At 70.8% G+C, this 24,583-nt stretch carries 24 protein-coding genes and 2 pseudogenes; 9 read left to right on the top strand and 17 right to left on the bottom strand.

Going from position 1 to position 24,583, the window contains the following annotated elements:
- Positions 1 to 264: 264 nt before the first annotated feature.
- The gene (locus tag ACFU8Q_RS19935; protein ID WP_384455468.1) at positions 265 to 609 is read right to left on the bottom strand and encodes a hypothetical protein; all 345 of its coding nucleotides are present in this window, start codon (positions 607 to 609) and stop codon (positions 265 to 267) included.
- A gap of 496 nt (positions 610 to 1,105) precedes the next feature.
- The gene (locus ACFU8Q_RS19940) at positions 1,106 to 1,330 is read right to left on the bottom strand and encodes a hypothetical protein (RefSeq protein ID WP_384455470.1); all 225 of its coding nucleotides are present in this window, start codon (positions 1,328 to 1,330) and stop codon (positions 1,106 to 1,108) included.
- Positions 1,331 to 1,710: 380 nt separating this feature from the next.
- Between ACFU8Q_RS19940 and ACFU8Q_RS19945 the strand changes: the two genes are divergently transcribed.
- From ACFU8Q_RS19945 to ACFU8Q_RS19965, 5 genes are all read left to right on the top strand, one after another.
- Entirely contained in the window at positions 1,711 to 1,926 is a 216-nt protein-coding gene (locus ACFU8Q_RS19945) for a hypothetical protein (protein WP_384455473.1), read from the top strand.
- Positions 1,927 to 1,995: 69 nt separating this feature from the next.
- Positions 1,996 to 2,280 (top strand): hypothetical protein, encoded by a 285-nt coding sequence (locus tag ACFU8Q_RS19950; protein ID WP_384455476.1) that lies wholly within the window; start codon positions 1,996 to 1,998, stop codon positions 2,278 to 2,280.
- 660 nt (positions 2,281 to 2,940) lie between these two features.
- Complete coding sequence (locus ACFU8Q_RS19955; RefSeq protein ID WP_384455479.1) at positions 2,941 to 3,282, top strand: PadR family transcriptional regulator; 342 nt, start codon at positions 2,941 to 2,943, stop codon at positions 3,280 to 3,282.
- Positions 3,279 to 4,235, top strand: a complete 957-nt coding sequence (locus ACFU8Q_RS19960; protein WP_384455482.1) for a hypothetical protein — start codon at positions 3,279 to 3,281, stop codon at positions 4,233 to 4,235. Before ACFU8Q_RS19955 ends, ACFU8Q_RS19960 begins: the two co-directional genes overlap by 4 nt.
- 97 nt (positions 4,236 to 4,332) lie before the next feature.
- Positions 4,333 to 5,247, top strand: a complete 915-nt coding sequence (locus tag ACFU8Q_RS19965; protein ID WP_384455483.1) for a phosphatase PAP2 family protein — start codon at positions 4,333 to 4,335, stop codon at positions 5,245 to 5,247.
- Between the two features lie 101 nt (positions 5,248 to 5,348).
- Here the strand turns inward: ACFU8Q_RS19965 and ACFU8Q_RS19970 are convergent, their stop codons facing one another.
- Positions 5,349 to 5,504 carry a hypothetical protein gene (locus ACFU8Q_RS19970; protein ID WP_384455486.1) on the bottom strand — a complete coding sequence of 52 codons (156 nt, stop codon included), beginning with the start codon at positions 5,502 to 5,504 and terminating at the stop codon, positions 5,349 to 5,351.
- Between the two features lie 801 nt (positions 5,505 to 6,305).
- Here ACFU8Q_RS19970 and ACFU8Q_RS19975 point away from each other — a divergent pair.
- The 3 genes and pseudogenes from ACFU8Q_RS19975 to ACFU8Q_RS19985 form a co-directional block, all read left to right on the top strand.
- Positions 6,306 to 6,467, top strand: a pseudogene (locus ACFU8Q_RS19975) (cytochrome P450); the annotation flags it as partial.
- Positions 6,468 to 6,503: 36 nt separating this feature from the next.
- Positions 6,504 to 8,165, top strand: coding sequence for a PucR family transcriptional regulator (locus ACFU8Q_RS19980; RefSeq protein WP_384455488.1), 1,662 nt, complete (start codon positions 6,504 to 6,506; stop codon positions 8,163 to 8,165).
- Positions 8,166 to 8,374: 209 nt separating this feature from the next.
- Positions 8,375 to 9,718, top strand: a complete 1,344-nt coding sequence (locus ACFU8Q_RS19985) for a diaminopimelate decarboxylase (RefSeq protein WP_384455491.1) — start codon at positions 8,375 to 8,377, stop codon at positions 9,716 to 9,718.
- 80 nt (positions 9,719 to 9,798) lie between these two features.
- On the opposite strand, the gene ACFU8Q_RS19990 is transcribed toward ACFU8Q_RS19985, so the two are convergent.
- The 14 genes from ACFU8Q_RS19990 to ACFU8Q_RS20055 all read right to left on the bottom strand — a co-directional run bounded on the left by ACFU8Q_RS19990 (position 9,799) and on the right by ACFU8Q_RS20055 (position 22,915).
- Complete coding sequence (locus tag ACFU8Q_RS19990) at positions 9,799 to 10,593, bottom strand: SAM-dependent methyltransferase (RefSeq protein WP_384455494.1); 795 nt, start codon at positions 10,591 to 10,593, stop codon at positions 9,799 to 9,801.
- A gap of 142 nt (positions 10,594 to 10,735) precedes the next feature.
- On the bottom strand, positions 10,736 to 11,659 hold the full coding sequence (locus tag ACFU8Q_RS19995) for a discoidin domain-containing protein (RefSeq protein WP_384455497.1): 924 nt from the start codon (positions 11,657 to 11,659) through the stop codon (positions 10,736 to 10,738).
- Between the two features lie 260 nt (positions 11,660 to 11,919).
- The gene (locus ACFU8Q_RS20000) at positions 11,920 to 12,453 is read right to left on the bottom strand and encodes a phage tail protein (protein ID WP_384455500.1); all 534 of its coding nucleotides are present in this window, start codon (positions 12,451 to 12,453) and stop codon (positions 11,920 to 11,922) included.
- Positions 12,454 to 12,458: 5 nt separating this feature from the next.
- The gene (locus ACFU8Q_RS20005; RefSeq protein WP_384455503.1) at positions 12,459 to 14,417 is read right to left on the bottom strand and encodes a putative baseplate assembly protein; all 1,959 of its coding nucleotides are present in this window, start codon (positions 14,415 to 14,417) and stop codon (positions 12,459 to 12,461) included.
- On the bottom strand, positions 14,414 to 14,827 hold the full coding sequence (locus tag ACFU8Q_RS20010; protein WP_266747450.1) for a GPW/gp25 family protein: 414 nt from the start codon (positions 14,825 to 14,827) through the stop codon (positions 14,414 to 14,416). The genes ACFU8Q_RS20005 and ACFU8Q_RS20010 overlap by 4 nt, the downstream gene beginning before the upstream one ends.
- 5 nt (positions 14,828 to 14,832) lie before the next feature.
- The gene (locus ACFU8Q_RS20015) at positions 14,833 to 15,126 is read right to left on the bottom strand and encodes a PAAR domain-containing protein (protein ID WP_266747449.1); all 294 of its coding nucleotides are present in this window, start codon (positions 15,124 to 15,126) and stop codon (positions 14,833 to 14,835) included.
- Between the two features lie 54 nt (positions 15,127 to 15,180).
- Positions 15,181 to 17,163, bottom strand: a complete 1,983-nt coding sequence (locus ACFU8Q_RS20020) for a VgrG-related protein (RefSeq protein WP_384455506.1) — start codon at positions 17,161 to 17,163, stop codon at positions 15,181 to 15,183.
- Complete coding sequence (locus ACFU8Q_RS20025; protein WP_384455509.1) at positions 17,163 to 17,969, bottom strand: LysM peptidoglycan-binding domain-containing protein; 807 nt, start codon at positions 17,967 to 17,969, stop codon at positions 17,163 to 17,165. The genes ACFU8Q_RS20020 and ACFU8Q_RS20025 overlap by 1 nt, the downstream gene beginning before the upstream one ends.
- A 5-nt stretch (positions 17,970 to 17,974) precedes the next feature.
- Positions 17,975 to 18,412, bottom strand: coding sequence for a phage tail protein (locus ACFU8Q_RS20030; protein WP_093549687.1), 438 nt, complete (start codon positions 18,410 to 18,412; stop codon positions 17,975 to 17,977).
- 55 nt (positions 18,413 to 18,467) lie between these two features.
- The gene (locus ACFU8Q_RS20035; protein WP_384455511.1) at positions 18,468 to 20,228 is read right to left on the bottom strand and encodes a hypothetical protein; all 1,761 of its coding nucleotides are present in this window, start codon (positions 20,226 to 20,228) and stop codon (positions 18,468 to 18,470) included.
- 29 nt (positions 20,229 to 20,257) lie between these two features.
- Positions 20,258 to 20,401 (bottom strand): DUF6760 family protein, encoded by a 144-nt coding sequence (locus ACFU8Q_RS20040; RefSeq protein WP_093896703.1) that lies wholly within the window; start codon positions 20,399 to 20,401, stop codon positions 20,258 to 20,260.
- Positions 20,398 to 20,856 carry a hypothetical protein gene (locus tag ACFU8Q_RS20045; RefSeq protein ID WP_384455514.1) on the bottom strand — a complete coding sequence of 153 codons (459 nt, stop codon included), beginning with the start codon at positions 20,854 to 20,856 and terminating at the stop codon, positions 20,398 to 20,400. Before ACFU8Q_RS20045 ends, ACFU8Q_RS20040 begins: the two co-directional genes overlap by 4 nt.
- Positions 20,856 to 21,299 carry a phage tail protein gene (locus ACFU8Q_RS20050; RefSeq protein ID WP_072488539.1) on the bottom strand — a complete coding sequence of 148 codons (444 nt, stop codon included), beginning with the start codon at positions 21,297 to 21,299 and terminating at the stop codon, positions 20,856 to 20,858. The genes ACFU8Q_RS20045 and ACFU8Q_RS20050 overlap by 1 nt, the downstream gene beginning before the upstream one ends.
- Positions 21,300 to 21,364: 65 nt before the next feature.
- Positions 21,365 to 22,915: a phage tail sheath family protein gene (locus tag ACFU8Q_RS20055; RefSeq protein ID WP_384455516.1), complete on the bottom strand. Its 1,551-nt coding sequence runs from the start codon at positions 22,913 to 22,915 to the stop codon at positions 21,365 to 21,367.
- 350 nt (positions 22,916 to 23,265) lie between these two features.
- Between ACFU8Q_RS20055 and ACFU8Q_RS20060 the strand changes: the two are divergent.
- Positions 23,266 to 24,583 (top strand): annotated as a pseudogene (locus ACFU8Q_RS20060) (hypothetical protein); the annotation flags it as partial.

The following is a 24,583-nucleotide window of genomic DNA, read 5'->3' on the forward strand; positions in this document are numbered from 1 at the left end:
GGGCCCCACCGCTTGCGGTGGGGCCCTTCGACGTTGGTGGTCTCAGTCGGTCTTCGGCAGCTCCCAGAGCGCGTCCCCGACTGCTGCGCGACCTTGCGGAGCATGGGACCGGTGATGTGGATGTACCGGGCCCGCCCGCATCCGGGCCGCTCCCCCGGCCTCCCAGCCCGTGATCGCGTCCACGACGACTTCCGGAACACCGAGGAGGAGAAGCACGGTCGCGGCGGTGTGACGAGCGTCATGCAGCCGACCGTCACGCACGCGTCACGCAGCGGTCGTTTCCGCGTGGCAGTCCGTGTTGGGGCTCAGCGGCCCACCGGTCGGGGACGCGAAGACGTACCCCTTGCCCTCCCGGTCGGCACCCGCCACGGCCCGTTCCTTTGCCTGCTCCTCCTGGTGGTGACAGAGCAACTTGATCAGCGGATCGGGCGGCCCCACCGTGCGACGTCCGGCGCGCGACTTGGTGGTCTTGTGCTCACGCCGGATCTGCTCACGCCGCGTGCAGTAGCCGGCCGCCGCCCTGCCGCACGGAGCCTCGCCGCACCCGTGCCAATATTCCGGCCGCAGCCGGTTCTTCCGAATGCGGACGTACCCCGCGTCGAGGTCCACGTCTTCCCGGTGCGGGCCCAGCGCTTTCCCCTGCCGCAGACCGAGAGCCAGGGCGAGCCGGTGAGCGCCCAGGCCGGGGACGAGGTGGACTCGTACGTCGACCTCGTCCCCGTCGTACGTGTTCTCGCAGACGTACGGCTTGGCGATGTTCTCGACCCAGTACTCAAGCCGGCTCTATACGGTCCAGCCCTTGCCCGGCTTCCGGAGTTTCCTGTCGTCCCGGGCCCTCTCCATCTCGCGGACAGCCCTGGTCACTTCGGCCTTGGTAACGGCGCCCGTGCCACTCCCGTACCAGAACCGACGGGGAATCACGGGAAATCAGCAACAACGGGAGGTACGCCTGCACTTGGCCCAGAAAGGGTCGCGGCAGGTCACGCCGGCAACCGTCCAACCTCGCACCAGAAGCGGTCCTACTGGTCAGCACACAGCGGTTCGTGGTGGTGCCGGATGAGGTACCGGTCTTCTCGATGAAGCGGCCTAAAGGGACACATCTCCGTCACTTATCCGCTCGGTAGAGCTTGATGTCCTTGTTGGCGAACAGGTGCACGTATCCGCACCGCCAGCAGATCAGGCCCGTGGCGTTCTCGTCAGCCCAGGCCAACTTCAGGAACTCCATCCCAGTGCTGTTGAGCAGGACACCCCGTTCTCGGAACAGGTCACCCTGGCAGACCAGGCACTTGAGCCAGACATCCCCCAGTGCTGCACGTACCGGCTTCGCCATCGAGTGAACGCCCCCGTCCTTGCCGTGTGAAGAGAACGAGACTACGTGGCAGCGCGGGCCGATCACAGCCCCCATGAGCGCAGTAGGTCGCTTGCATGGCTCTCGGACCGTGCCGCCGGCCGGGTCAGTCGTCAAGTCCAGCAGTGGTGTCTCTGACACCAGTACCCGACACCAACAGGAGCGAAATTCGGCGGTCAGCGCTGAACCTCTGCGGCCCGGAGACCCAGGCAGAAGGCCGTTCAGCCCAGCACTCCGAGCCGCCGTGATCGACCTGATACGGATGAGGCCACAGGTTCAGATCCTGCGCTCCTCGCCATTGGGCTGCGCCTGACGTGCGTTCGCATCTGGTGGAGGACACAAGTGCCTGTCAGGATCAAGCTGTGAACGAGCCTTCGATTCCCGCGAGATTGAACAGGGCCCTCGACTGGGCAGGGCTGCCCCTGTTCGCCCTCCTTCTTGCGATCGGCATCAGGGACTACCGCGATAGAGGGTCCGTGGGCTGGCCCATCGGCGGGGCGGTGCTTGCTCTGGTCAGCCTCTGGGTGATCTACCGCGGGATGCCTCGCCGGAGCGGCAAGACCACCGAGCCACCGTAGGAGTACAGCAGCGCCGTACCGCAACCCCAGCGGACTTGACTCAACTCATGCGCCTATAGCCTCGGGAGCGTGATCGTCTACCCGCTTTGGCATGTTGGCCACCAGAACGAGGCCGGCAACAACCACTCGACCGTTCATGTCGACGAGTGCGGCGTCTTCATCGACGAGCAGGACGGCGACGACGTGAAACTGCTCGGCATCTACTCGACACGGGAGCGGGCAGAGGAGCGCATGAAGCGAGCCCAACTGCTGCCGGGCTTCCGGGACGAGCCGGAGTGCTTCGTCCTCGACGGTTACGAACTCGATGAAGACACCTGGACCGAGGGCTTCGTGCGTATCCCACCAGGCGAATAGCGGCAGTGACTACCACGAGCAGTACAGCAGCAAGTACAGCAACCCCACCGGCCGCAGCCGACCGTCACCAGCCCCGGATGACCGACTGACCAGGCGGGCAGACCCCAGCGACCGTCCTGCCTGTAGTTCGCATCGAGGGGCAGTTGACATCCACGGCTGACATCAACGACGGCGCACAACGGCAGCGCTGGGCGGCCGCCGGCAGCGCCGAAGGCCGTGGCGCGTGCAGGGATGACAGCTATCCGGCCGAACTCCTGAAGCGGTGGTCATGTGTCGGGTGCGCGGGCCTGGGGCGGGGAGTTTCCAGACGACGGACCAGTGCGCGCAGGGCACGGAGTTCGGCGTCCAGTGCCTGCGCGCCGTCGCGGGTGAGGGAGTCGGCAGCCCGCCATGCGCTTTGCATTACAAAGCAGATGGCGGACAAGAGTGAGCGGCCGTGCCGCCTCGCACCAGTCACGCAGTTGCCTGCGAGCTTCGGCCCGAAGAGGGCGGCCCGGACCGGATCGCGGCGAGCATCCGCCCATGCCGCGCGGATGCGTCGAGGAGACCGCCGTCGCGCCCCCGGCCGGGGGAGGGTGACGCTCGCTGCGGGCATGGAGGCGCTGCCGTGATCACCCAGGGCCGGCAGATATATTTCGTAGCTCGATATATGCTCGACGCATGACAAGGCAGAACCAGTCCTTGACGGAACCGCAGTACTTCATCCTTGCCGCGCTCATGGACGGGCCGTTGCACGGTTACGGCATCATCAAGGCTGCCGAACAGGCCACCGACGGACGGCTCCGGATCGCTGTCGGCACTCTCTATGGCGCACTGGAGCGGTTGGAGCGGGCCGGGCTGGTGGCCGCCGGCCATGAGGAGATCGTGGACGGGCGGGCGCGGCGCTACTACCGGCTCACGGAGGACGGCACCGAGGCGCTCGGCCGGGAGGCGCTGCGGATGCAGCAGGCGGCGGCCGTCGTCATCGGACGCTCGCGGGATGTCGGAGCGGCCCCGGCATGAACCGTTTGCTGCTTGCGGCCTATCCCAAGCCCTACCGTTCCCGGCAGGGTGAGGAATTGCTGGGCTGCCTGGCCGAGGCGTATCCCGGCCGTTCCTGGCCCCCGCCGCGGGAGGTCGTGGCCTTGGCGCGTGCCGGGATGCAGGCCCGCGCCCGTGGCGTCGTCGACACGGCCCAGCCGTGGTGGCTGGACGGCATCCATCTGACCGCTCTCGTCCTCGCCGCGCTGGCGCTGGTGCCGTACTTGCAGGATGTTTGGCACTGGGGACTGCACATCGATCCCGGCCGGCATGCCATCGCCTTCCACTTCTCCGGCTGGTACCCGTGGGCGCAAGGTCCTGGCACGCGGACACGGCTCCTGCCCTACGGGCTGCTTCCGCTGGTCTGCCTGATCGCCCTGCTGCGCGGTAAGCCGTGGATCGCCCTGCCGGCCTCAGCAGCAATGATGTACGTCGGTGCCACGTTCAACAGCAATACGTTCTTCGGCGACGAGGGCAAGGTGGGCCTGGGCTACTACGGGCTGGGCGCCCCGATAACGGCCCGTGACCTGGTGCTGTCGGGGGCACTGTGCACCGCGTGCGCCGTGCTGGTGGTCTGCCGTCCCAGCCGGCTGCGACGCCACTCGTACCGCTGGCTGGTGCCCGTCGTGCTCGCCATGTTCGTGGCCGGGGGCCTGCACATCATCTCCATCAGCCCGGCCTTCCAACGCGGCCTGTTCGCCCTCGAAGTCGTCGCGCTGATCGCCGCGTGGGTGGCGACGGCCGCCACCGGGGATTACCGGTGGCTGATCCCCGTCGCGGCGTTCGCGTTCATCCGGACGCAGGCGATCGTCATCCAGCCGAACTGGTTCATGCAATCCCTGCCGGACCTGGTCGTTCTCCTCCTCCTGATCGCGCCTCTCCCGGCCCTGGCGATCGCCGCCCAGCGCCAGCAGGGCCAGGCGCTCCTCGAGTAGGAGCAGATCCCCGGTGGGCCGACCGAGCCTGTCGGCCCATTGCGTGCCAGGGGAGGCACGTGACCGAACTGCTGCCGACGGACATAGTGAGAAAACGATGACTCAGCAAGATCACTCGACCCTGTCCACGCACCCGGACACCCCCGGCGAGGTCCCGGGAGCCACGGCCGAACGCAGCCCTTCGCGGACGATACGGCCACGGACCTCAGCTCTGCTGTGCCTCGTGGGGTTCCTGGCGGTCTACCTGATCGCCGTCTGCACCCCGTTCGGGCAACGGGCGGAAAATGCCCTGTTCAACAGTAACGGCGCCAACCCGGCATGGATCTACGACTGGTCGGGGACGGCTTACGATTCGCCGGCCCTGCCGCCGCTGGACGACGCTGCCATGCCCACCCTGGTCGTGGGCATGGCGATCATCGTGGCCGTCACCCTGGTCCGGAGGTGCTGGTGGCAAGGCTGCGCGGCGGCCGGAGTCGTCATGGTCACGCTCGGGGGCACGGAGGCATTCAGTAAGGTGATCCTGCCCCGCCCCGACCTGGTCGGCGCGCACGTCAGCCTCGTCGAGCCCAGCTTCCCCAGTGGGCACGTGGCCATCCCTGCCGGGCTGGCCTTCGGCGCCGCCCTCATCGCTTCCCCTCGCATCCGCCCCTACGTGACAGCGGCCGGCATGCTGTGGCTCGCCGTCACCGCCGGCGCCGTCCAGGCCACCTACCACCATCGGCCCAGCGACGTGCTGGGCTCCACACTGCTGGCCTGCGCCTGCTACAGCCTCGCGGCCCGGTTGCTGCCACCCGCCGCCGCACCAGACGTCACGCGGCGCCCTCATGCGCTGCCGGCCATCGCCCTGGCACTGTCAGCGGCCGGCGCGCTCGTCGCCGGCGCGCGGGAGGACTCCGTCACACAATCGCTGGTCTTCGCAGCAGCGGCCTTCCTGTGCGCGGCCCTGTTCTGGTACACCGCAGCGGAGGGGCCCGCACACACCGCAGGCCGCACACGCCCCGCACTGGGATGACCACCCGGCCGGCTCCGGGCGGGAGCCGGCGCATCCTGGCGAAGCGGCGGTCCGACGCCACCGCCCAGTCGTAGAAGCCACCGCCCAGACGTAGAAGCCGTCTACGCCCGCGGGGATGCGCTCCCGCCCGACGTGTACTCCCGTAGTCCGGTCAACAGGCCGGTGTCGGCCGCCCGCGCTCCCGGCTCAAGGTCGCCGACATCGGAAAGGACGAGGCCCGCCAGGCCCGACGCCTCCTGGCCGATGCCGAGCCGCACGGTCACAAGTGCGCAATCGACGCCGTGCTCGCTGTCCTCGCACGCCGGCAGAAGGGGCAGGTCACCGTCTTTGCCTCGGAGGTGGACGACCTGGAGAGGGTGGTCCCGGACACGATCGTCGTCAGGAAGGCATGACCCGGCGCCCTGGTCTCGGTTCTGGTCTCATTCACCCCGTCCAGCACCCGCCCCAGCAGCCCGCACCCGGCCCCGGCCGCCTGATCGCGCGGCACCCGCCCGACGCTCCCGAGCGGGTGCGCCCTCCCGCGCGAAACAGTCCACACACATGCAGTCCCCGGTAGTCCTTCGGGGTTCCGTGAATTTCAGCCGTCGCTGAACACTCCGGGATCGAGAGGATCTGCCGGGGGCCTGGCCAGAGCCACGAGTTAGTCACGCGTACCAGTGAACGTCTTCACCGATGGTGCGGCTCGCTCTGGTTTTCTGGTGTATTGATGATTTTCCTCACTATCTGAGTCAGGTCAAGGGGTTTGTCGCCTTTTCCTGATAAATATCCCGATCTCCTGCGTGCGCGAGGCCTGGACGGCAGGTGATGCGTGCCGCCACCGCGTGTCCGGTGCAGGCGATAGGAGGGCTTCGCCGGTTCGCTCACGCTGATCGGCGACGAACCCCATGAACCGTACGACCGGCCGCCGCTCTCCAAACAGGTCCTGCTGGACCACGCCACCGCCGATCGCACCGCGCTGCCCCGGCGCCAGGTCCACACCGTGCTCGCGCTGCAGCTCCCCGGCGACCCCGCCGATCACTCCACCGGGCGCCCCCACGAGCGGCGCCGCGCCGCGTTCGGCGACGGTCGCACGCCTGGAGACACAGCTCGCCCTGGCCGCGCTGGTCCGCAGGCTCGACGGCCCCCGCCTGGTGGAGGATCCGCCCCCGTACCGGCAGAACGCCGTGCTGCGCGGCCCCCGCCACCTGAACATCGCGTTCGACGGGCTCCGCGCCCAGTAGTGGCTCACGTCGGGGACCGCCGACCATGATGGGTGGATGCCTGCGCATGAACCGGACCGGCACGACGCGTGGCCCTCGCTGGAGCAGCTTCTCGGGCTGATCGCACCCGGGATGCTCGATGTCGTCGTCGCGCCGCGTGGTACCGGTGTGCCGGTGGCCGACGTGGTGCTGCACGATCCCGACGAGGAACGGGACGACGACGATGCCTGGGCGGCGCCCGGGGCCATCCTCCTCGCGATCGGGGTGGAGGTCGCCTCGCCCGACGCGATCGACGTGCTGCGCGACGCGGAGCGGGCCGGGGCCGCGGCCGTGGTGCTGCGACGGGGCGGTCGCGGGCCGCGGACGGCGCTGGTGGAGGCGGCCGGCCGGGGCCGTACGGCGTTGCTGACCCGGCGGCCGGAGCAGCGGTGGACGAAGGTGCTCGGACAGTTGCGGACGGCTCTGGTGCACAGCGCCCCCGCCCGGTGCGCCGGGACGGACGGGCCGGCCGGGACGGACGGGCTGCGGCTCGGCGACCTTTCGGGGCTGGCCAATACCGTGGCGGACCTGGTCGGCGGTGCGATCACGATCGAGGATCCGCAGTCGCGGGTGCTGGCGTACTCGCGGATGGACCACGAGCCCGATCCGATGCGGCGATTGACGATCCTGGGCCAGGAGGTCCCTCGCTGGCGGGTCGTCGAACTCCGCGAGAGCGGCTTCTTCCAGGCGCTCTGGGGCACCGACGACGTGGTGCGGCGCCCCGCCGACGAGCGGTCCGCCGAGCGGCTGGCCATCGCTGTGCGCCACGGGTCCGAGGTGCTCGGGTCCATCTGGGCCGCCGCCGACGGCCGGCCGCTCGCCGAGGACGCGGTGGCGGCGCTGCGCACGGCTGCCCGGGCCGCCGTGCCCCACCTCCTCCACCACCGGACGTGGGGCCGGGCCGCGGCCGGAGCGCGCGAGGAGGCGGTGCACGCGCTCCTGAAGGGGAGCGTCCGGGCCGCACACGACGTCGGCGTCGCGCCGGGCCGCCCGTACGCGGTGCTGGTCGCCGAGGCGCACGACAGCCAGGATTCCGGTGCGGCCTTCGCCGCCGGGCAGCGGGTGCTGGACGTACTCGCGCTGCGGGCCGCCGCGTACCGGCCCGGATGCGTGACCGCGCGGTCCGGGCGACGGCTGTACGTCCTGGTGCCCGCCGGGGACGGGGAGGCCGATCCGGCGCGCGCCCTGCTGGCGACGGTCCGCTCGGTGCCGCGCAGTGCGGTGTTCGCGGGCGTCGGGCCGGTGGTGGCGGACCTGTCGGGGCTGCCCGCGTCGCGCGAGGCCGCGGAACTGGTGGTGCGGGTGCTGCAGGAGCGGGCCGCCACGTTGCCGGCCGCCGAGGTGGTGTCGGCGGTGGCCGGGTACGCGGAGGTGGGCGCCGACGCGGCGCTGCTGCGGTTGCTCGACGGGGTGGAACCGTTGTGGGAGTCGCTGTCGGGGCCGGTGCACGCGATGGTGGAGCACGATCGGGTGCACGGTTCGCAGTACGGCGATTCGGTCGCCGCCCACCTCGACGCGTTCGGGGACACGGGCAGGGCCGCGCAACGCCTCAACGTGCACCCCAACACCCTGCGGTACCGGCTGCGCCGGGCCCGGGACCTGTTCGGCGTGGATCTGGCCGACCCCGCCGTACGGCTGCTGGCGGACATCGGTCTGCGGCTCGCCCGGCGGGCAGGCTGAGGACGGGCCCGCCGGGCGATCATGGTGATCGTTCCGCTGTCGGACGGCACAGCCGGACCGGTCCCGCGTGGTCGCCCCTGACGAAGACATACCGGGCCTCGCTCACCGAAGCTGTGCGGGACGGCCCGCCGCTCGCACACCGAAACTGTGCGGGACGGCCTGCCGCCCGACGGACGCAGTGCACGACCGACCTACGGAGTGTGGTCCACGTGACTTCCGGTTCGGCCCATCAGCGCGGCAGCGCCCGTGAGACGGCGCTCGTACGTGCCGTCGAGGACGGGCTGCTCGGCCCCGGCGCCCCCCTCGTCGGCCTTATTGACGTCGACGCTGTGCTGGCCGCGGTGGACGCGCTGCACGAGGCGTTCGACGGTCCGGCGACCGTGCACCACACGTTCGCGGCCAAGGCGTGCGGCCTGGTGCCGGTGCTCCGGCTGCTCGCGGATGCGGGGATGGGCTGCGAGGTGGCCTCGCCCGGCGAGCTGGAACAGGCCCTGGCGGCCGGATTTCCGTACGACCGGCTGGTCTTCGACAGCCCCGCGAAGACGGTCGAGGAGCTGGAGACGGCCCTCGCCCATGGCATCGCGATCAATCTGGACAACTTCCAGGAGCTGGCCCGGGTGGACCGCCTGCTGGCCGGCCGGGAACCCGTCGGACCGATCGGGCTGCGGGTCAACCCGCAGGTGGGGGCGGGGGCCATCGGTGCGATGAGCACCGCGACGGCGACCTCGAAGTTCGGTGTGGCGCTGCGCGATCCGGGGGCCGTCGACGCGGTGATCGACGCCTTCGCGCGCCGGCCCTGGCTCAACCGGCTGCACGCGCACGTCGGTTCCCAGGGCTGCCCGCTGCCGCTCATCGCCCAGGGCATCCGCGCCGCCTACGAACTGGCCGAACGCATCAACACCCAGCTCGGCCACGCCCGGATCACCGGGCTCGACATCGGCGGCGGCCTGCCTGTGAACTTCGCCGACGAGGACGACCGGCCGACGTACGCCGACTACGTCGCCGAACTCCGCGGCGCCGTACCCGGGCTGTTCGACGGCCGCTACACCCTGGTCACCGAGTTCGGACGCTCCCTGCTCGCCAAGAGCGGAACGATCGGAACGGTCGTCGAATACACCAAGTCCGCCGGGGGACGGCAGATCGCGGTCACGCACGCGGGGGCCCAGGTCGCCGCCCGTACCGTGTTCATGCCCGAATCCTGGCCGCTGCGCGTCGGGGTCTTCGACGCCGCGGGCCGCCCCAAGCAGGGCCCGACCGAGATCGTCGACGTCGCGGGTCCCTGCTGCTTCGCCGGGGACCTCACGGCGGCCGCGCGCGAGCTTCCCGTCATCGAGCCCGGCGACGTGGTGGCGCTGTACGACACCGGGGCGTACTACTTCTCGTCGCACTTCTCGTACAACTCGCTGCCCAGACCCGCTGTTTACGGCTACCGGACCGGCACCGACGGACAGGTGCGGTTCGCGCTCGTGCGGGAGGCGCAGAGTGTGCGCGAGGTAGTCGAGGAGAGCGGTCTCGCCCACGCGGACGCGCTGGTGGGCCTGGGCAGGGACTGACGCCGGAAGTCCGCGCGGCGCCGGCTCCCGGCGCCGGGCCCGGTACTGGCGCGGGGCCGGCTCCCGTGGCGCCGCCCGGGTCAGCGGACCCGCGCCACCCCGACGTACACGCCATTGGGCTCGTACTCCGGAGCCTCCGTGTCCTTGTACCACTCGGGGCCCGACACCAATCCGGGGGCCACGAATTCGAGCCCCTCGAAGAACCGCTCGACCTGGGCCCGGTTACGGGCGAGCAGCGTCATGCCGCCCTGCCGGTACGTACCGCTGATCCGGTCCGACAGCTCGGCCGGCAGGAAGTCCGCGGTGCCGTGCGAGAGCATCAGGTAGCTGCCGGCCGGCAGGGCGCCGACCAGGTGCCGGGTGATGCCGTACGGGTCCTCCTCGTCCGCCATGAAGTGCATCAGCGCGATGAGTGACAGCGCGACGGGTCTGCTGAAGTCCAGGATCTCGCGGGCGTGCCCGAGGATCGTCTCCGGGTCGCGGACGTCCGCCTCGATGTACGAGGTGGCGCCCTCCGGCGTGCTGGTCAGCAGGGCCTCGGCGTGCCGCAGGACGATCGGGTCGTTGTCGGTGTACACGACCCTGGCCGCCGGGTTGACCGCCTGGACGACCTGGTGCAGGTTCGGCTCGGTGGGGATTCCGGTGCCTATGTCGAGGAACTGGTCGACGCCCGTCCCGGCCACCCAGGCCGATGCGCGGTGCATGAACGCCCGGTTCAACCGGCAGGCGCGCCGGGCCACTTCGGGGAGTTTCTCGCCGACCTCCTGGTCGACGAGGTAGTTGTCCTTGCCGCCCAGGAGGTAGTCGTACACCCGTGCCGGGTGCGGCCTGCTGGTGTCGATCCGGGACACGGGCGTATCTGAACCTGCGGTCATGAAGGACTCCGATCACGGGGGAACGCCGCCGAGCGGGCCGTACGGCCGTACCCGCGAGGGCACAGGCGTACGCATTCTAGGAGGGCGCGAGGAGAACCTCACCGGAATCCGGGTCCAGGGTTACGGGCTCGGGGTTACGAGTTCACGGTCTGCGGCCGAAGAACTCGATCTCGGCGACGGCGAGTCGGCGGTCCTTGCCCGCTCCGTAGGTGGTGTCGGTGGTGAGCCGGGCCCGGACGATCTCCGAACCGCGCAGGTCGAAGGTCTGCTGGCCGGGCTGGTCCTTGACTCTCAGCTTCCTGGTGACCCGGGTTCCGTCGGCGGAGGTGAGCTGGACGGTGATCCTGGCCGGGCGGGCCTGGGTGAGGAACTCGTCCATCTTGGTCGACGTACCGGAGAAGACCACCAGCTTCAGCACCCGTACCGGCTGCTCGAAGTCGCACTCCAGGTACTGGCCCACCCCCGTTTCCGGGCCCGCGGCCGACGGCGCCCAGTAACGGTTGTTGAAGCCGTCGAACGCCGCACCCGCCGGGTGGCCCGGAGCCGTACTGGAGGCCCGGAACCGGGTGGGCGGCACCGCCTCGGGCGTTCCGGTCTCGTCCTTGGCGAAGCCGAACCAGCCGGACAGATGCGGAAGAGCGAACCAGACGCCGCACGCCACCACGATCAGCAGGATCGGAAGGGTCAGGCGGGGGCGGCGCCACAGTCTGCGTCGTGGCCGGGTACCGGCGGTGGGCGCCTGGCGCGGTCGCCTGCGGAGGATCCGGCGCCACCACGGAGGCCGGATCTCGGGCGGCGGGCCCGGGTCGAGGAGCAGTGCGCAGCGGATGCACAGGGTGCGGTCCGGGTCGTTCTCCGTGCCGCAGTTGGGGCAGCGGACGGGAGTGGCGGGAGGCGGGCCCGGGGGTGTGTGCGGGGGGCCCGGGGGTACGTCGGGCAGCACCTCGGGCCCGGGCACCGACTCGTCCGGCTCGTCTCCGGGACGACGCGGGGCGGCCGGCGCGGCCGGAGTGGTCGGCGCGGTCGGAGTGGTCGGCGCGGTCAGAGTGGTCGGAGTGGTCGGCACGACGGGGGGCTGGAAGGCCGGTTGGGGTTGGGGCTGGGGTTGCGGTTGGGGTCCAAGTGGGGGCTGAGGCCCCACTGGCGGTTGAGGTCCCCGTGGCGGTTGGGGCGCGGAGACGGGCGCAGCAGGCGTGGCCGGCGTAACTGGCGTAACAGAGGCGGCAGAAGGAGACCTGTCCCCCGCCCCCTCCCACTCCAGGAACGCCTGGCACGACGTGCAGAACTGGGTCCCCGGCGCATTGCTCTGTCCGCACGCCTCGCAGATCACGAGACCTCCAGGTCGAAGCCCACATGCGCCGGAATCTCCGTACGGATCAGCTCCTCCAGCCGCACCCGGTCGACCTGGTACGGCTGTGCGGCCCGCACCCGGACCGTCACCCACGGCCGCGGGCCGCCCGGGAACTGGGTGTGCGGCGTCGACGACCACGCCGTACCACCGCTCTCCACGATGTCCGGCTCGATCCCGGTCTCCAGGAAAACCGCCTCCGCGAGACCGCGCCGGGTGCCGCGCCTGCTGTGCCGCTCGACCGCGCCGCGTACCGTCGCGCGCCGCTGCTCGGCCGGGTGGTCCGGGCGGATGTCCACGGCCACCCACTGGGCCAGCCAGGAAAGGAAGTCCTCGGGCGCGCTGCGGGGATCGAGGTGGGCGGGCAGATTGTCGATGGAGAGCAGGACCGGGGCGAGTACCTCGTCGAGCGCCGCGAGGAACCGTCGCAGGAAGTCCTGCTCCAGGTAGACCGCCGGGAGCTGTTCGATCAGCGGATGCGGTGTCGGCAGGCCGTTCACGGCTGTACGCATGACGGTCAGGCCTCCTGTACCCGGAGCTGGTGCTCATAACTGAAGACCAGTGCGTGCCGGTCCAGCGCGATCTTCGTGGTCGGTTCGCCGCGCTGCCCGGTCACGGGGTCCGCGGGGAAGAGCCGTACGTCCTCCACCAGGTCCACGCCCGGAACCTGTTGCAGGACGGCGAACGCCTCGCCCGACTGGATCGGCCGGCCGAACGGCCAGCCCTCGCCGCCCGGTCCGCCGCTCAGCGGGTTGAAGTAGCTGTACAGGGCCGCCAGCGCCTCCTCGCGTACCCGTTCCAGCACGACGCCCCGGCGGGCCTGGACCGAGGCGACCACGGTGACGCCCTGGTAGTAGGGCGGTTCGACCACCAACCGGGCGCCGATGGGCCGCCGTTCGTCCAGATGGCCCGCGATCAGGGCGAGGGTGTGCTGCGGCGGGATGAGTTCGTCGAACTGGATCCGGCCCTGCTCGTCGCTGCGTCCGGCCGGCACGACGAGCAGCCGTACCCCGCCCGCCTCGACGTCCGAGTCCCCGCCGGCCGGGATGCACTGGACCCGGGACGCGTCGGGGGCGACCTCGCGGGCCAGCAGTTCGTAGTCGTGCGGTACGACGGCCCGGTGCAGGGTCCGCAGCGTCATGGGCCCGCGCACCCGTGCGCTGTCCACCGTCTCGCCGTCGACGCCGCCGAGCGCGGGCCGCCGGTTCTCCACCCGGGCCACGTACGGGATGGCGCTGCGCAGCACCCGGAGCGTGGAGCGCGCGACGTTGCCGCGCAGGCCACCGCCCGTTCGGTACGAACGGACGCGTACGGTGGCGCCCTTCGGCGGCACCGCGCCGTAGTGGCGGACGGAGCCGTCCCGCTCCCGTACCGCCGGGCCGAATTCGACCCGCCCCGAGTTCGGGTCGAGCGTGATGTGCCGGTCGTCGGGGCCGGAGTGCGCGAAGTCGTCGACGCGGGTCCATTCCGTGCCCTGCGGGCCCCCCGCCGGATCCGCGACCTCGACGACGAATTCGCCGGGGACGACCGGTGGGCGGCTCACCGTGAAGGCCTGCCCGGGTACGCCCTCGGCCGGGCCGAGCACCTCCTCGGTGACGGTCTCGGCGTGGATGGCCCCGACGGTCGCGCCGATCGTGAACGCCGTGATCCGGCGCACCACCGGGGACGCCATGTAGGTGGGCTGCCCGGGGGCGGCCTCCACCAGCCGGCAGCGCAGCCAGCCACCGGTCCGGCGCACGACGACGGCCGGAGTGTGGCCCTCCGGAAGGTGCAGGATCAGCTCCCCGGACCGGTTGAAGCCGCCGGTTTCGTCCTTCTCGACCTCGCAGACCGTCCAGGCGTTGCCGTCCCAGGCCTCCCAGAGCAGCGGCGGTCGCAGCGGGTCCACGCCGACGCCCTCGACCGCGCAGTCCAGCCGCAGCACGACGACGCCCGACGGAACGGCGGCCGACAGGCCCAGATAGAGGGCGTCGCCGGGCGTGGGCGTCGTGCCGAAGCAGGGGACGGCCCGGCCGAGCGTGAGTTCCTCCGTACGGTCGGCGGCATCGCCGGACGTCGGCCAGATGGCGAGGTGGGCGAACTCGCACGGAACGACGGACAGTTCACGGACGGTGGTGAACACGACCGCTTCCTCGGTCTCCGTACGGACGGTGGCCACCTCCGTACCGGCCCGCACCCGCACCGGTTCGGGCTGCGGCGCGGAGAGCCGGAACGTCACATCGGTGTGGGCGGCCGTGGGCGGGTGCAGCCGGACCCCGATCAGGTCGAGGAAGGTCAGATAGCTCTTCTCCGGCACGCGGTTCACCCGGTAGACGAGCTGGTCGACCATGGTCGCGAAGGCCTCGATGAGGGTCACGCCGGGGTCGGACACGTTGTGGTCGGTCCACTCGGGGCAGCGCTGCTGGACGAGCCGTTTCGCCTCGTCGACCAGGCCCTGGAAGTGGCGGTCGTCCAGATGCGGACTGGGCAGCGTCACGCGCCGTCCCCCTCCTCGTGCTGCGGGATCACATAGAACGGGAAGACCAGGTTCCGGGGGTCGTTGGCGCCCCGCACGGTGTAGCCGATGTCGATGTACAGAACCCCGTTGTCGACCTCGTCGAAGCGGACGACGACCTCTGTGACCTCGATCCTGGGCTCCCACCGGTCCAGCGCCAGCCGTACCTCGTACGCGAGCTGACCGGCCGTGCCCGCGTCCGCCGGGGCGAACACGTAGTCGTTGATGGCGCAGCCGAACTCCGGCCGCATGGGCCGCTCGCCCGGTGAGGTCGCGAGGATCAGCCGGATCGACTCCTCCAGCTCGTGCTCGCCGCGCACCAGGGCGATGGAGCCGGTGGCGTCCGTACGCGGCGGGAAGGCCCAGCCCGCGCCGATGAACTGCTGGCCCATGACGCTCAGCCTCCGATCAGCACCGTCGGGCAACCGGACACGACGGGTGAGCCGCAGGCGGCCAGGTCCCCGACGCGGGCGGCGGGCTGCCCGCCGATCAGCACCGAGGTGCTGCCGGGCGGTGCGAGGGCGGACGGCGGGTGCACCGCGGGCGGCGGCGACGCGCACACGTGCGGGGTGCCGACCGTGGCGGCGGGGAGGCCGCCGATGAGCACGGACGGGACACCGGGCGACTCGACCTTGCCCGGGTGTCCGGTGGGGTCCCCGACCCGTGCGGCCGGCGCCGCGGCTGCTGACATGGAAGTCCGGTCCTCTCATTGGTCGCGTGCAGCGGGCTCGATCCTTGCGCGCCGTCAATTGATCTTCACGAGGGGCGCGTTGATGGCCAGGGAGCTGCCGCCCTTGATATCGGTCCGCTGTGTTCCGTTGACGGCGACCTGGGCTCCCTGGACGTCCACCGTGCCGCCGGTGGAGAGCTTGACCTCGCCGTTCCCGCCGTCGACCCGCACTCCGCTGCGGGACGTCAACGTGACGCTGTCGCCGCTCAGTTCGAGCGTTCCCTGCCCGCCGTCGAGTGCGACTCCGCGGGCCGCCTTGATGGACACCTGCTGTTTGGCCTCGATGTTCACGCTGCCGTCGCTGTTGATCACGATCACGGTGCCTCTGCTGTCGAGGTCGATCTTCAGTTTTCCGTCGCCGGTGAGCAGGCGTACGCCCTGCGGTCCGTTGGCGTCGTCGAGGAGTTCCAGCTGGTTTCCGCTCTTGGAGGCGAGGGAGCGGCGGTTGACGGCACCGCTGGTCGGGTCCACCAGCGGGGTTCCCGGGGCGGATTCGGAGGTGGCGGCCGATGTGGCCGGGTCGCCGGCCACGGCGCCGGCCACCGCGGCGGCCACTCCGCCGCCGCTCCCGTTCCCGCCGCCACCGCCGCTGCCCTGTGACGGCCGGTCCTTCCCGTTGTACAGACCGGCGAGGACGTACGGACGGTCCAGATGCCCGTGCTCGAACCCCACCAGGACCTCGTCCCCGACCTCGGGGATGAACGCCTCGCCGCCGCTCGTCCCGCCCGACTGGGCCGTACGCGCCCAGTCGCTCGCGTACTCGTCCGACAGCCACGGAAACCGCACCTTGACCCGGCCCGAGCCCTCCGGGTCGTGGGTGTCCGTGACCGTCCCGCTGACCAGCCCCGCACACCGCGACCCGCCACGGGACCCTGCGCCGGACCCGCCGGAACCCGGCCCTCCGCCGGTCAGCCCGAACAACGAGCGCTCCTGCTGCCCGGAGACCGTGAGCCAGGTCTCGTACCCGCGCACCGGGTCGAAGACGTGCCGCGACGACGTAACCGTGTACCGCCCCTCGAAGGGCGCCCCCACCGCGTTGAGCGCCACCGTGCTGCCCGCCCGCACCTCCGGATTGCCCCGGATCACCGCCTCCAGCTCGGCGAACGATCCGGCGATCCGCTCCGCCAGGGCCTTCGCCGCCTGGTCCACCTGCGCCTGCGCCCCGTACGCCGCGTCCGTGACCACGAAACGCGCCTCGCCGAACGGCGCGGACACCTCGGCCGCGCTCACTCCCAGATCCAGCGTCGCCGACTTCCCCGCGGGCGCCCGCCCGACGAGCGGCTGCTTGGTCTTGACGTCCCAGCCCCGCACCTCGACCTCGGAGACCTGTTCCGCGGACGACACCCCGGCCCGGCAGCGCAGCAGGTTGCTGCCCATCTCCAGGACCAGCGGATTCCGGTCGGCCCGCGCCGAGCCGTCCGGTGCGCCGCTCGCCTCCGCGGGGCGGGTGATGTGCAGTTGCCCGTCGAGTACGTACGCCTGGGCGCCCGCCTCCTCCGCGAGATCGCGCACGAACTCCCAGTCCGTGACGTTGGGCTGGGCGATGTGTTCGAGTACGGGGCCCGCCACGTCGACCGTTCCCGGCTTCAGTCCGGCGCGCTGGGCCACCTGGGAGCAGATGTCGGTGAGCGTCATGTTCTGGTAGCTCGCCACCCGGCGTCCCCGGAACAGCCGGTGCGACTCGTCGAGCCCGCGTACGACGGTGAAGGTACCGGTATCGTCGAGCTCCACCTCCAGGGCGGTGACCACCCCTTTCAGCAGCGGCTTCGGTGCCGTGTCGCCGCCCGCGCGGGCCAGCAGCCGGGCCTCGCTGCCGATCTTCAGCCCGGTCTGTTCCAGCAGCACCCGATCCGGGTCGCGAAAGCGCAGGAGAAACAGGTCGGGGAGTGTCCGGCTGTCGTCGACATACCCCTCGACCAGCGTGTTCACGAACTTGGGCGGCAGTGGGCGGCCGCCGAACTCCACCACCAGCGCCGTCGCGACGCCCGGCTGCGCCATCAGGACCGCCCCCTGTCCCGGGTCTCTTCGAGCCGGGACAGCTCGTCGAGCGCGGGGAGCAGCAGCTGCTGTCCGGGGGCCAGTCGCATCGGGTCGTCGATCCCGTTCGCCTCCGCGATCACCCGCCAGGCGGCCGGGTCGCCGTACTCGCGCTGGGCGAGCGAGGGCAGCGAGTCCCCGGCGCCCAGCCGGTGCACCCGGCGGGCCGCGAGGGCGCCCGACGTCGGGTTCTGTCCGGGGGTGTCGCCGCTGATCTCCTCCATCGTCACCTGGCAGACGGCCCGGATCGGCACACCCGACGTGGTGAACAGGGTGTATTTCGCCTGCACTTGGCTGACGTAGCCGGGGAACCCGGTCAGCCCGCCCCAGTGGAAGACGACCCACGGCGGCGACGAACGCTGTTGCTGACGGGTCTCGTTCGTCGGCACACAGCACGCGAAGAGCTGCTCCACCGAGGTCACCACGCGGGTGTCCTGGGTGTCGCTGGCGTCGAAGAACATCTCCACGGTGAGCTTGCTGGGCTGCGAGCCCTGGTACTCCGGCGGACCCGAACTCTTGGCGCCCTTGGCCGGACTACGCTTCCAGGAGGCGGCCTTGGTGAGGCTCAGCTCCTTGGGGTTGAACTGGAAGTCGATCCGCCCGCACGGGCCGCCGGGCGTGAGGCCACCGCCGGTCGGCGGCGTCCGCAACTCCAGGTAGGCGTGCTCCAGCTTGGGCCGGGCCGAACCTCCCTTGCCCGCCTTCGCCCCCGCCGACGCCCCGGACGTGCCGGCGGCGCTGAACGCGATGGGACCCGCACCACTCACGACGGTCAGCCCTCCATCACGTAGCCGTGATGGGCGATCTCGATCGTCTCCATCGCGACCTTGGGCGATTCGGGGGTGAAGGAGGGGCCGGTCCAGCGGACGGGCACGACCTCCAGCAGCCCCCACTGGGCCACCTTCTGCCCGTCCCCGGTCCGCGCCTCGATGTGCGCCGTCTTGCGGCTGAACCCGGTCGTCATGGTGGCGAACCAGCGGGCCACCTTCTCGGTCTCCTTCGTCAGCGGCCTGGACAGCTTCACGTTGGAGTACTTCAGGCGGGTCGGCAGCTGCCACAGATGCCCGTTGTTGCCGCCCTCCTCACGTGTTTCGAGCACCACTTCACAGCCCAGCCCGTCACATGTGTTGAACGACCCGAGCTCGATGTCGTCGATCGTGACGACGAAGCAGACGCTGACGGCGGGATCGTTGTCCTGGGCGGTGGCCATGGCGCGTACCTCTCGATTCAGTGCCTGGTGTGGACCTCAGTGCCTGGTGTGGACCTCAGTGCCTGGTGTTGATGAGAAATCCCGCTCGTTCGCGTTCCAGCCGGAGATCCGCCTTGAAGAGCCTGCTGAGCGGCGGATACAGGGCGCGTACCAGCTCGTCGGTGACGACGGGCGCTCCACCGGGGGCGGCACCGTGGGCGGGAGGGCCGGGCGCGCCGTGGCCCTCGGCCGCGGGTCCGGGTTCCGGTTGGGGCTCCGGGTCGGGTTCGGGCGCGGCCTCCTGGGGCGGATCCGGTGGCGGCGGCTCCTCGGTCTCCGTCTCGCGCTGGACGACGGGTGGCGCGTACGGCGGGGGCGGCGACCCGAAGACGACACTGCCGTCGGCCATCCGCTGCGCCACCCCGGCGGCCACGGCGACCGAACCGGCCGAGGTGAAGGGGGGCGCGGAGGGCGCCGAGAGAGTGTGGGCGGCGGACGGTGCGGTGCGGCTACCGGAACCCGGCAATGAGCGAGGCACCGGCGGCCCCCCGGTTGCCTGACGCTGAAGGGCGGGAAGCGGCGGGGAGGACGCACCCGCCGCCTGCCCCGGAGCCGTGACGGTACGTTGCAGCGCCGCCGGTACGGACGGGGTCGCCGCCGCCATCGACGGCGCACCCGCCCCGCCGGACGTCCAGCGCACCGGAACGGCATCGGCCGGGGACACCGGCCCGGAACCCGGCCGGGGCCCCGGCACCGGCCCCCCGCCGGCCGGTGGAGACGGTGTCACCTCGTCCACTGCGGAACGCTGTACGACCCCCGACCCACCACTGCGCCCGTTCTGGAGCGTCACGGGCCGGTCGGCGAGCAGCGGCGCAACCGGAGCGGTGGTCGGGGGCGGCGCCAGGGGAGCCTGCGGCGGCACGGCGGGAGTCCGCTGCACTGCCGGCTTGGGAGTCGGCGATGTGGAGTCCGACGCGGCGGGGAGCAAGGGGGAGTCGCCGAGCAGCGGCGCGGTGGGCCCACCGGAGTCGGGTTCCGGCTCCGGGGCTACGGGCACCTGGGCGGCCTCGGAAACCTCACCTGTCTCACCGGCCCCATCGTCCGCCACGGACCGGGCAACCGGAATCACCCCGGACTCCGCACCCGGAGCGTCAACGGTGGCCTGTCGCTGTGCCGTTGGCGGCAGTGCGGACATGGGCGCGCCAAGACCGGGCGTGCGCCGGGCCGAGCCGGAGGCGGGCGGCGACATCACCGATCGCTGAACGGGCGGTGACGGCAACGGGGCCGGAGTAGCAGGCTCGGGCGCAACCGATTCGGATGCCGCCACAAGAGGCTGCTCGCCCACCAGTTGGCGCACCGGCAACTCCGCCACGGCCGACTCCCCGGCCGACGTCATCGCGGGCGCATCACCCGGAACAACGCGCTGCATGGACACGGACAGAGGGACGGACAAGGGAACGGCCCTGGCCCCGACCGGCAGCTCCACCGAACGCTCCACGGACCGCTGCATCGGCGACGGACGGTCCACCGTGACCGGGGCGGCCGGGGCGGTGATCCCGTGCACCAGCCCGGTGGGCGCGTCCGGGCTGACCAGATGCCCGAGGGGTGTCCCGAGCGAGGCGTCCTGCCGGGTGGAGAGCGATCCCTGGAATCCAGAGGGGTCGATGACCAGATCCTGAGTGCCCAGGGTCCGCTGGATGGGCGGCAATTCAGCCAGATCGGCCCGTTCGCGCGGCATGGCCGGCGGAGCGGCGGCGCTGCCCGCCTCCGTACCCGCACGCGTACCTGTACTCGTCTCCGTGCGCCCGCCACCGCGCAGCCAGGACATCAGGCCCATGGATTTTCCCGCCCTCCCTGCGCTGTTCGCTACTGCCCGTTGAGGCGAGCGATCTGTGCGACGAACCTCAGTCGTTCCGGGTGCTCCAGGTCCAGCAGCTCATCGAGCGGCCAGTGGAAGTGATAGGCGAGGTACGCGACCTCCTCGTAGAGCAGGTCGGCCGCGTACGTCACGATTCCCCCAGGCGGCCACCGGCGAGATTCACCGCGAACTCCTCCTGGCAGGACGGACAGGTGACGGCGGCGCGGGTGTGTCCCTCGGCGTTGATCCGCCGGTAGAAGTCCTGGAGGAAGGCCAGGTCGGAGGCGAAGAGGTCCTCGATGATGCCGGGGTGGATGTCGTCGATCGTGCCGATCCGGGTGACGACCCGGGCGATGAGCACGACCGAGAGGTACGCGGAGTTCTCCCGCACCCGGTCGTCCCGTAGCGGCACGAGTTCGTCGCGTGCGGTCGCGAGGCGCATGACGCCCGTATGGTGCACGACGCCCGCATCGTCGACGTAACCGCGCGGCAGCTCGAAGGTGAACTCGGTACGGAGCGAATCCCGTTGACCGGACCGCCCGCTCCCGCCGACCGGGAGGTGCGCGTCCGGCCGTTCAAGGGCCTCCGCCGGAGCCGTACGTCGCATCAGTCGAGTTCCATGCTCTCGTAGGTGATCGCGAGCTTCTCCGTCAGGACCGAGGTGTCACCGGCCTTGAGGGTGCCGATCTCCAAGGACTTCGGCCAGGCGTTGATGAGCTTGTAGCGCTTGATGGCGATGCCCTCGTGGTCGTACACGATCACCGCACCGTTGCGGCGGGCCGCCGTCATCCGGCCGAACCGCGAGTCCTTGATCCACCGTTCGAAGCTGTTGTCCTCGGTGAGACCCCGGGTCACGGTCACCTCACCGGCCTTCGGCCGGCCCGGGAGCTTCTTGATGGCGTAGCGGCCGTCGGCCGTGTTCTGCTTCAGCTCGATGACGTCCTGTTCCATCTTCAGACCGCTGACCTCGGTGATCTGCTTGATGACGACGCTGTCGAATTCGAGGCCGAAGGAGGCCCCGACGGTGCTGTCGAGATCGGGAAGTGGCACAACAGACTCCTTTACGGCTCAGCGGACCACGGTTCGTCCGCACGGCTCGGCCCGGCTTCCGGCGGTCATTCGTCGACGCCTCCGGTACCCCCGGTCAGCTGGGAAAGACGGAAGACGACGAACTCGGCCGGCCTGACCGGTGCCACCCCGATCTCGCAGATGACCTGACCCGCGTCGATGCTTTCCGGCGGGTTGGTCTCACGGTCGCACTTGACGTAGAACGCCTCTTCCGGCGTGAGTCCGAACAGCGCTCCCTTGCGCCACTCGTTGACCAGGAACGCCGAGACCGTGCGCCGGATACGGGCCCACAGGGCGTCGTCGTTCGGCTCGAAGACGACCCACTGCGTCCCGGCGAGGATCGACTCCTCCAGGTAGTTGAACAGGCGCCGGACGTTCAGGTAGCGCCAGGCCGGGTCCGAGGCCAGCGTGCGCGCCCCCCAGACCCGGATGCCTCGTCCGGGGAAGGACCGGATGCAGTTCAGCCCGATCGGGTTGAGCAGGTCGTGTTCGCCCTTGGTCAGCTGGGTCTGGAGGGCGACCGCCCCTCGTACGACCTCGTTGGCGGGGGCCTTGTGCACGCCGCGCGACTCGTCGTTGCGGGCCCAGACCCCGGCGATGTGACCGCTCGGCGGGACGAGCTGCGCGCGCCCCGAGGAGGGGTCGGCGACCCTGATCCAGGGGTAGTAGAGCGTGGCGTACTTGGAGTCGAAGTTGGCGCGGTCGGTGCGCCAGGCGCGGATCTGCTGCGGACTCAGTCCGGGCGGCGGGTCGAGAATGGCGACGCGGTCACCCATCAGCTCGCAGTGGCTGATCAGCCCCTGCTGCACGGCGATGACCGACTCCAGGTCCAGCAGCCCGCGTTCGTACGCGCTCATCAGGTCCGGCACGGCGATCGTGGTGACCTCTTCGACGGCTTCGAGCCCGCCGAGCCCGGTCCGGCGGTCGGGGTCGCCGACGTACACCTCGGGTGTCAGCGCCCCGGCTCCGGGGGACGCGGGCGCCGCGGGGGCCAGGGTGACGGTCTGCGGCTCCGGCCTGGCGGGCGCGGCGCCACGCCCGGACTCCCGTATCTCGATGAGCTCCGACTTGGCGTTGACCCGGGTGGCGACGTTCTCCTTGCTGCGCTTGGTCGTGACGCCCGGGTACGTCTCCGCGACCTGCCCGTCCCGCTTCACGATCAGCTGGAAGACGTCGGAGGGCGGATCGTCCCCCTCCACCTCGGCCACTTCGACGGTGATCTCACCGGCCACACCGGGGCGGGGCTTCACCGCGTACGGCCCGAGCTGCGTCTCCGATCCGGCGGGCAGCTGCCCGGCGGCCCCGTTGCTCCCGTCCTCCGCCGGGGGCTCCGTACCGTCACCGATGCGCACCACGTAACAGACGCCGCCGCCGTTGGCGAAGAACCCGTAGACGGCGGATGCCAGATACGTGCCGTCGACGAAGTCACCGAACGTGCCGGCGAACTGGCTCCAGTTCGTGATCAGCGTCGGCTCGTCGAACGGGCCCTTCTGCGCGAAGCCGACGAAGGCGGCGACCGAGGTGCCCACCCCTTCGATCGGCCGGGATCCGGACTCGATCTCTTCGACGTAGACGCCCGGGGACAGGTACGACGGCATGTAAGTCTCTCCTTGGCCGGGGAACGCCCGCAATTCTCGCGACAGCCGCGATCACCGGGAACGGACACAAGGCCGCCCGCCCGTGCACCGGCCGCTGCCCGATCAGGCAACGTTTCCGCGCTGTACGGCCCAGCGGGCGCTGCCCCTGGCCTCGTCCCGGCGTGCTGCGTACGCGATCCACCGCCCCCGCACCCTGGGACGGTGGCAGGGCCGGAGTGCGTCGAGTGCCGAATGTCCGGGGAAGTGGTGGGCCGGGAGGGCGGATGAAGGCGGTTCCGGAGAAGGACCCCGCCTCCGCGTCCGGGCGTGGGGGCACCCCCCGTCAGGAGAACGTGACACTCACGCCCGAAGTGTCACGTTCGCAAGCACCCCCACCCCACCGCCCGCCCGGCGACCGCCCCGTCCCGGACCCCCGCGGCCTGCAACGCCTGCAACGCGCGGCGGGCAACGCCGCCGTCTCCCGCCTGGTCGCCCAGCGCTACACCGCCCCGGTAAAGCCGTCCCCGGCCCAGGCTGCCGGTTTCCGCAAGGTCAAGTCCGACGTGGCGGCCAAGAAGATCCGCCTGGCCGCACACGCCCCTGCCGCCACCGAGTCCAAGTCGGCACAGGACGCGGCCGTCGCACCCCCCGACGACAAGGAGGCCCAGGGCAAGGCGGCCAACGCCGAGAAGATGAACGCCGCCAAACCCGGCGAGTTCAACAAGCAGGCGTTCATCGACGCGGTGAACAAGGCGATCGACGCGCAGGCCCCGAAGAACCTCGACCAGGCCGACAAGTTCTCCAAGTCCGGCAAGGCCGATCAGATCAAGGGCGAGGTCAACGGAAAGGTCAAGGACGGCAAGGAGACGTCCGCCAAGGACATCGACACGGCGACCAAGGCCCCGCCGGACACATCGGCGGCCAAGGACAAGCCCGTCACTCCCATGACCCCCGACCAGCCACCGCCCAACCCGGGCGCCCCGTCCGCAGCGGACGCGATCCCCGAGAAGCAACCGGCCGCGGTCACGGACTTCTCCCAGGGCCCGGCCGCCAACGACAAGGCCATGGCGGACGCGGAAGTCACCGAGGACCAGCTCGCCAAGGGCAACGAGCCGGAGTTCAACGAGGCCCTCTCCGCGAAGAAGACCGCGGAAACGGACTCCGCGAAGGCCCCCGCCAAGGGCAAAGCAGCCGAAGCCCACCAGCTCTCGACCGCGAAGGCCGGGGCGGCGGCCTCCGGGGCCCAGGCCATGAACGCCTTGACGGCGACCCGTACCTCGGCCGGGAAACACGTCGACGGCGGGAAGAGCGAAACGAAGTCGAAGGACGAGAAGAAACGCGCCGAGGTAACGGCCAAGCTCCAGAAGGTCTACGACGGCACGAAGAAGGACGTCGAGGCCACCCTTTCCGGCCTGGACAAGCAGGTCGACACCGCGTTCACACAAGGGGAGAAAGCGGCCCGGGACGCGTTCACCGCCGACCACAAACGCCGCATGAAGAAGTACAAGGACAAACGCTACTCAGGCATGTTCGGCCCGGCGAAGTGGGCCAAGGACAAGCTGATGGGCATGCCGAAGGAGGCCAACGACCTCTTCCAGGAAGCCCGCAAGCTCTACGTGGCGAAGATGCAGACCGTCATCTCCTCCGTCGCCGACATCATCGGCGCCGAACTCGGCAAGGCGAAGGCCC

The sequence above is a fragment of the Streptomyces sp. NPDC057543 genome (assembly GCF_042801895.1).
In the GTDB taxonomy this organism is placed as follows: Bacteria; Actinomycetota; Actinomycetes; order Streptomycetales; family Streptomycetaceae; genus Streptomyces.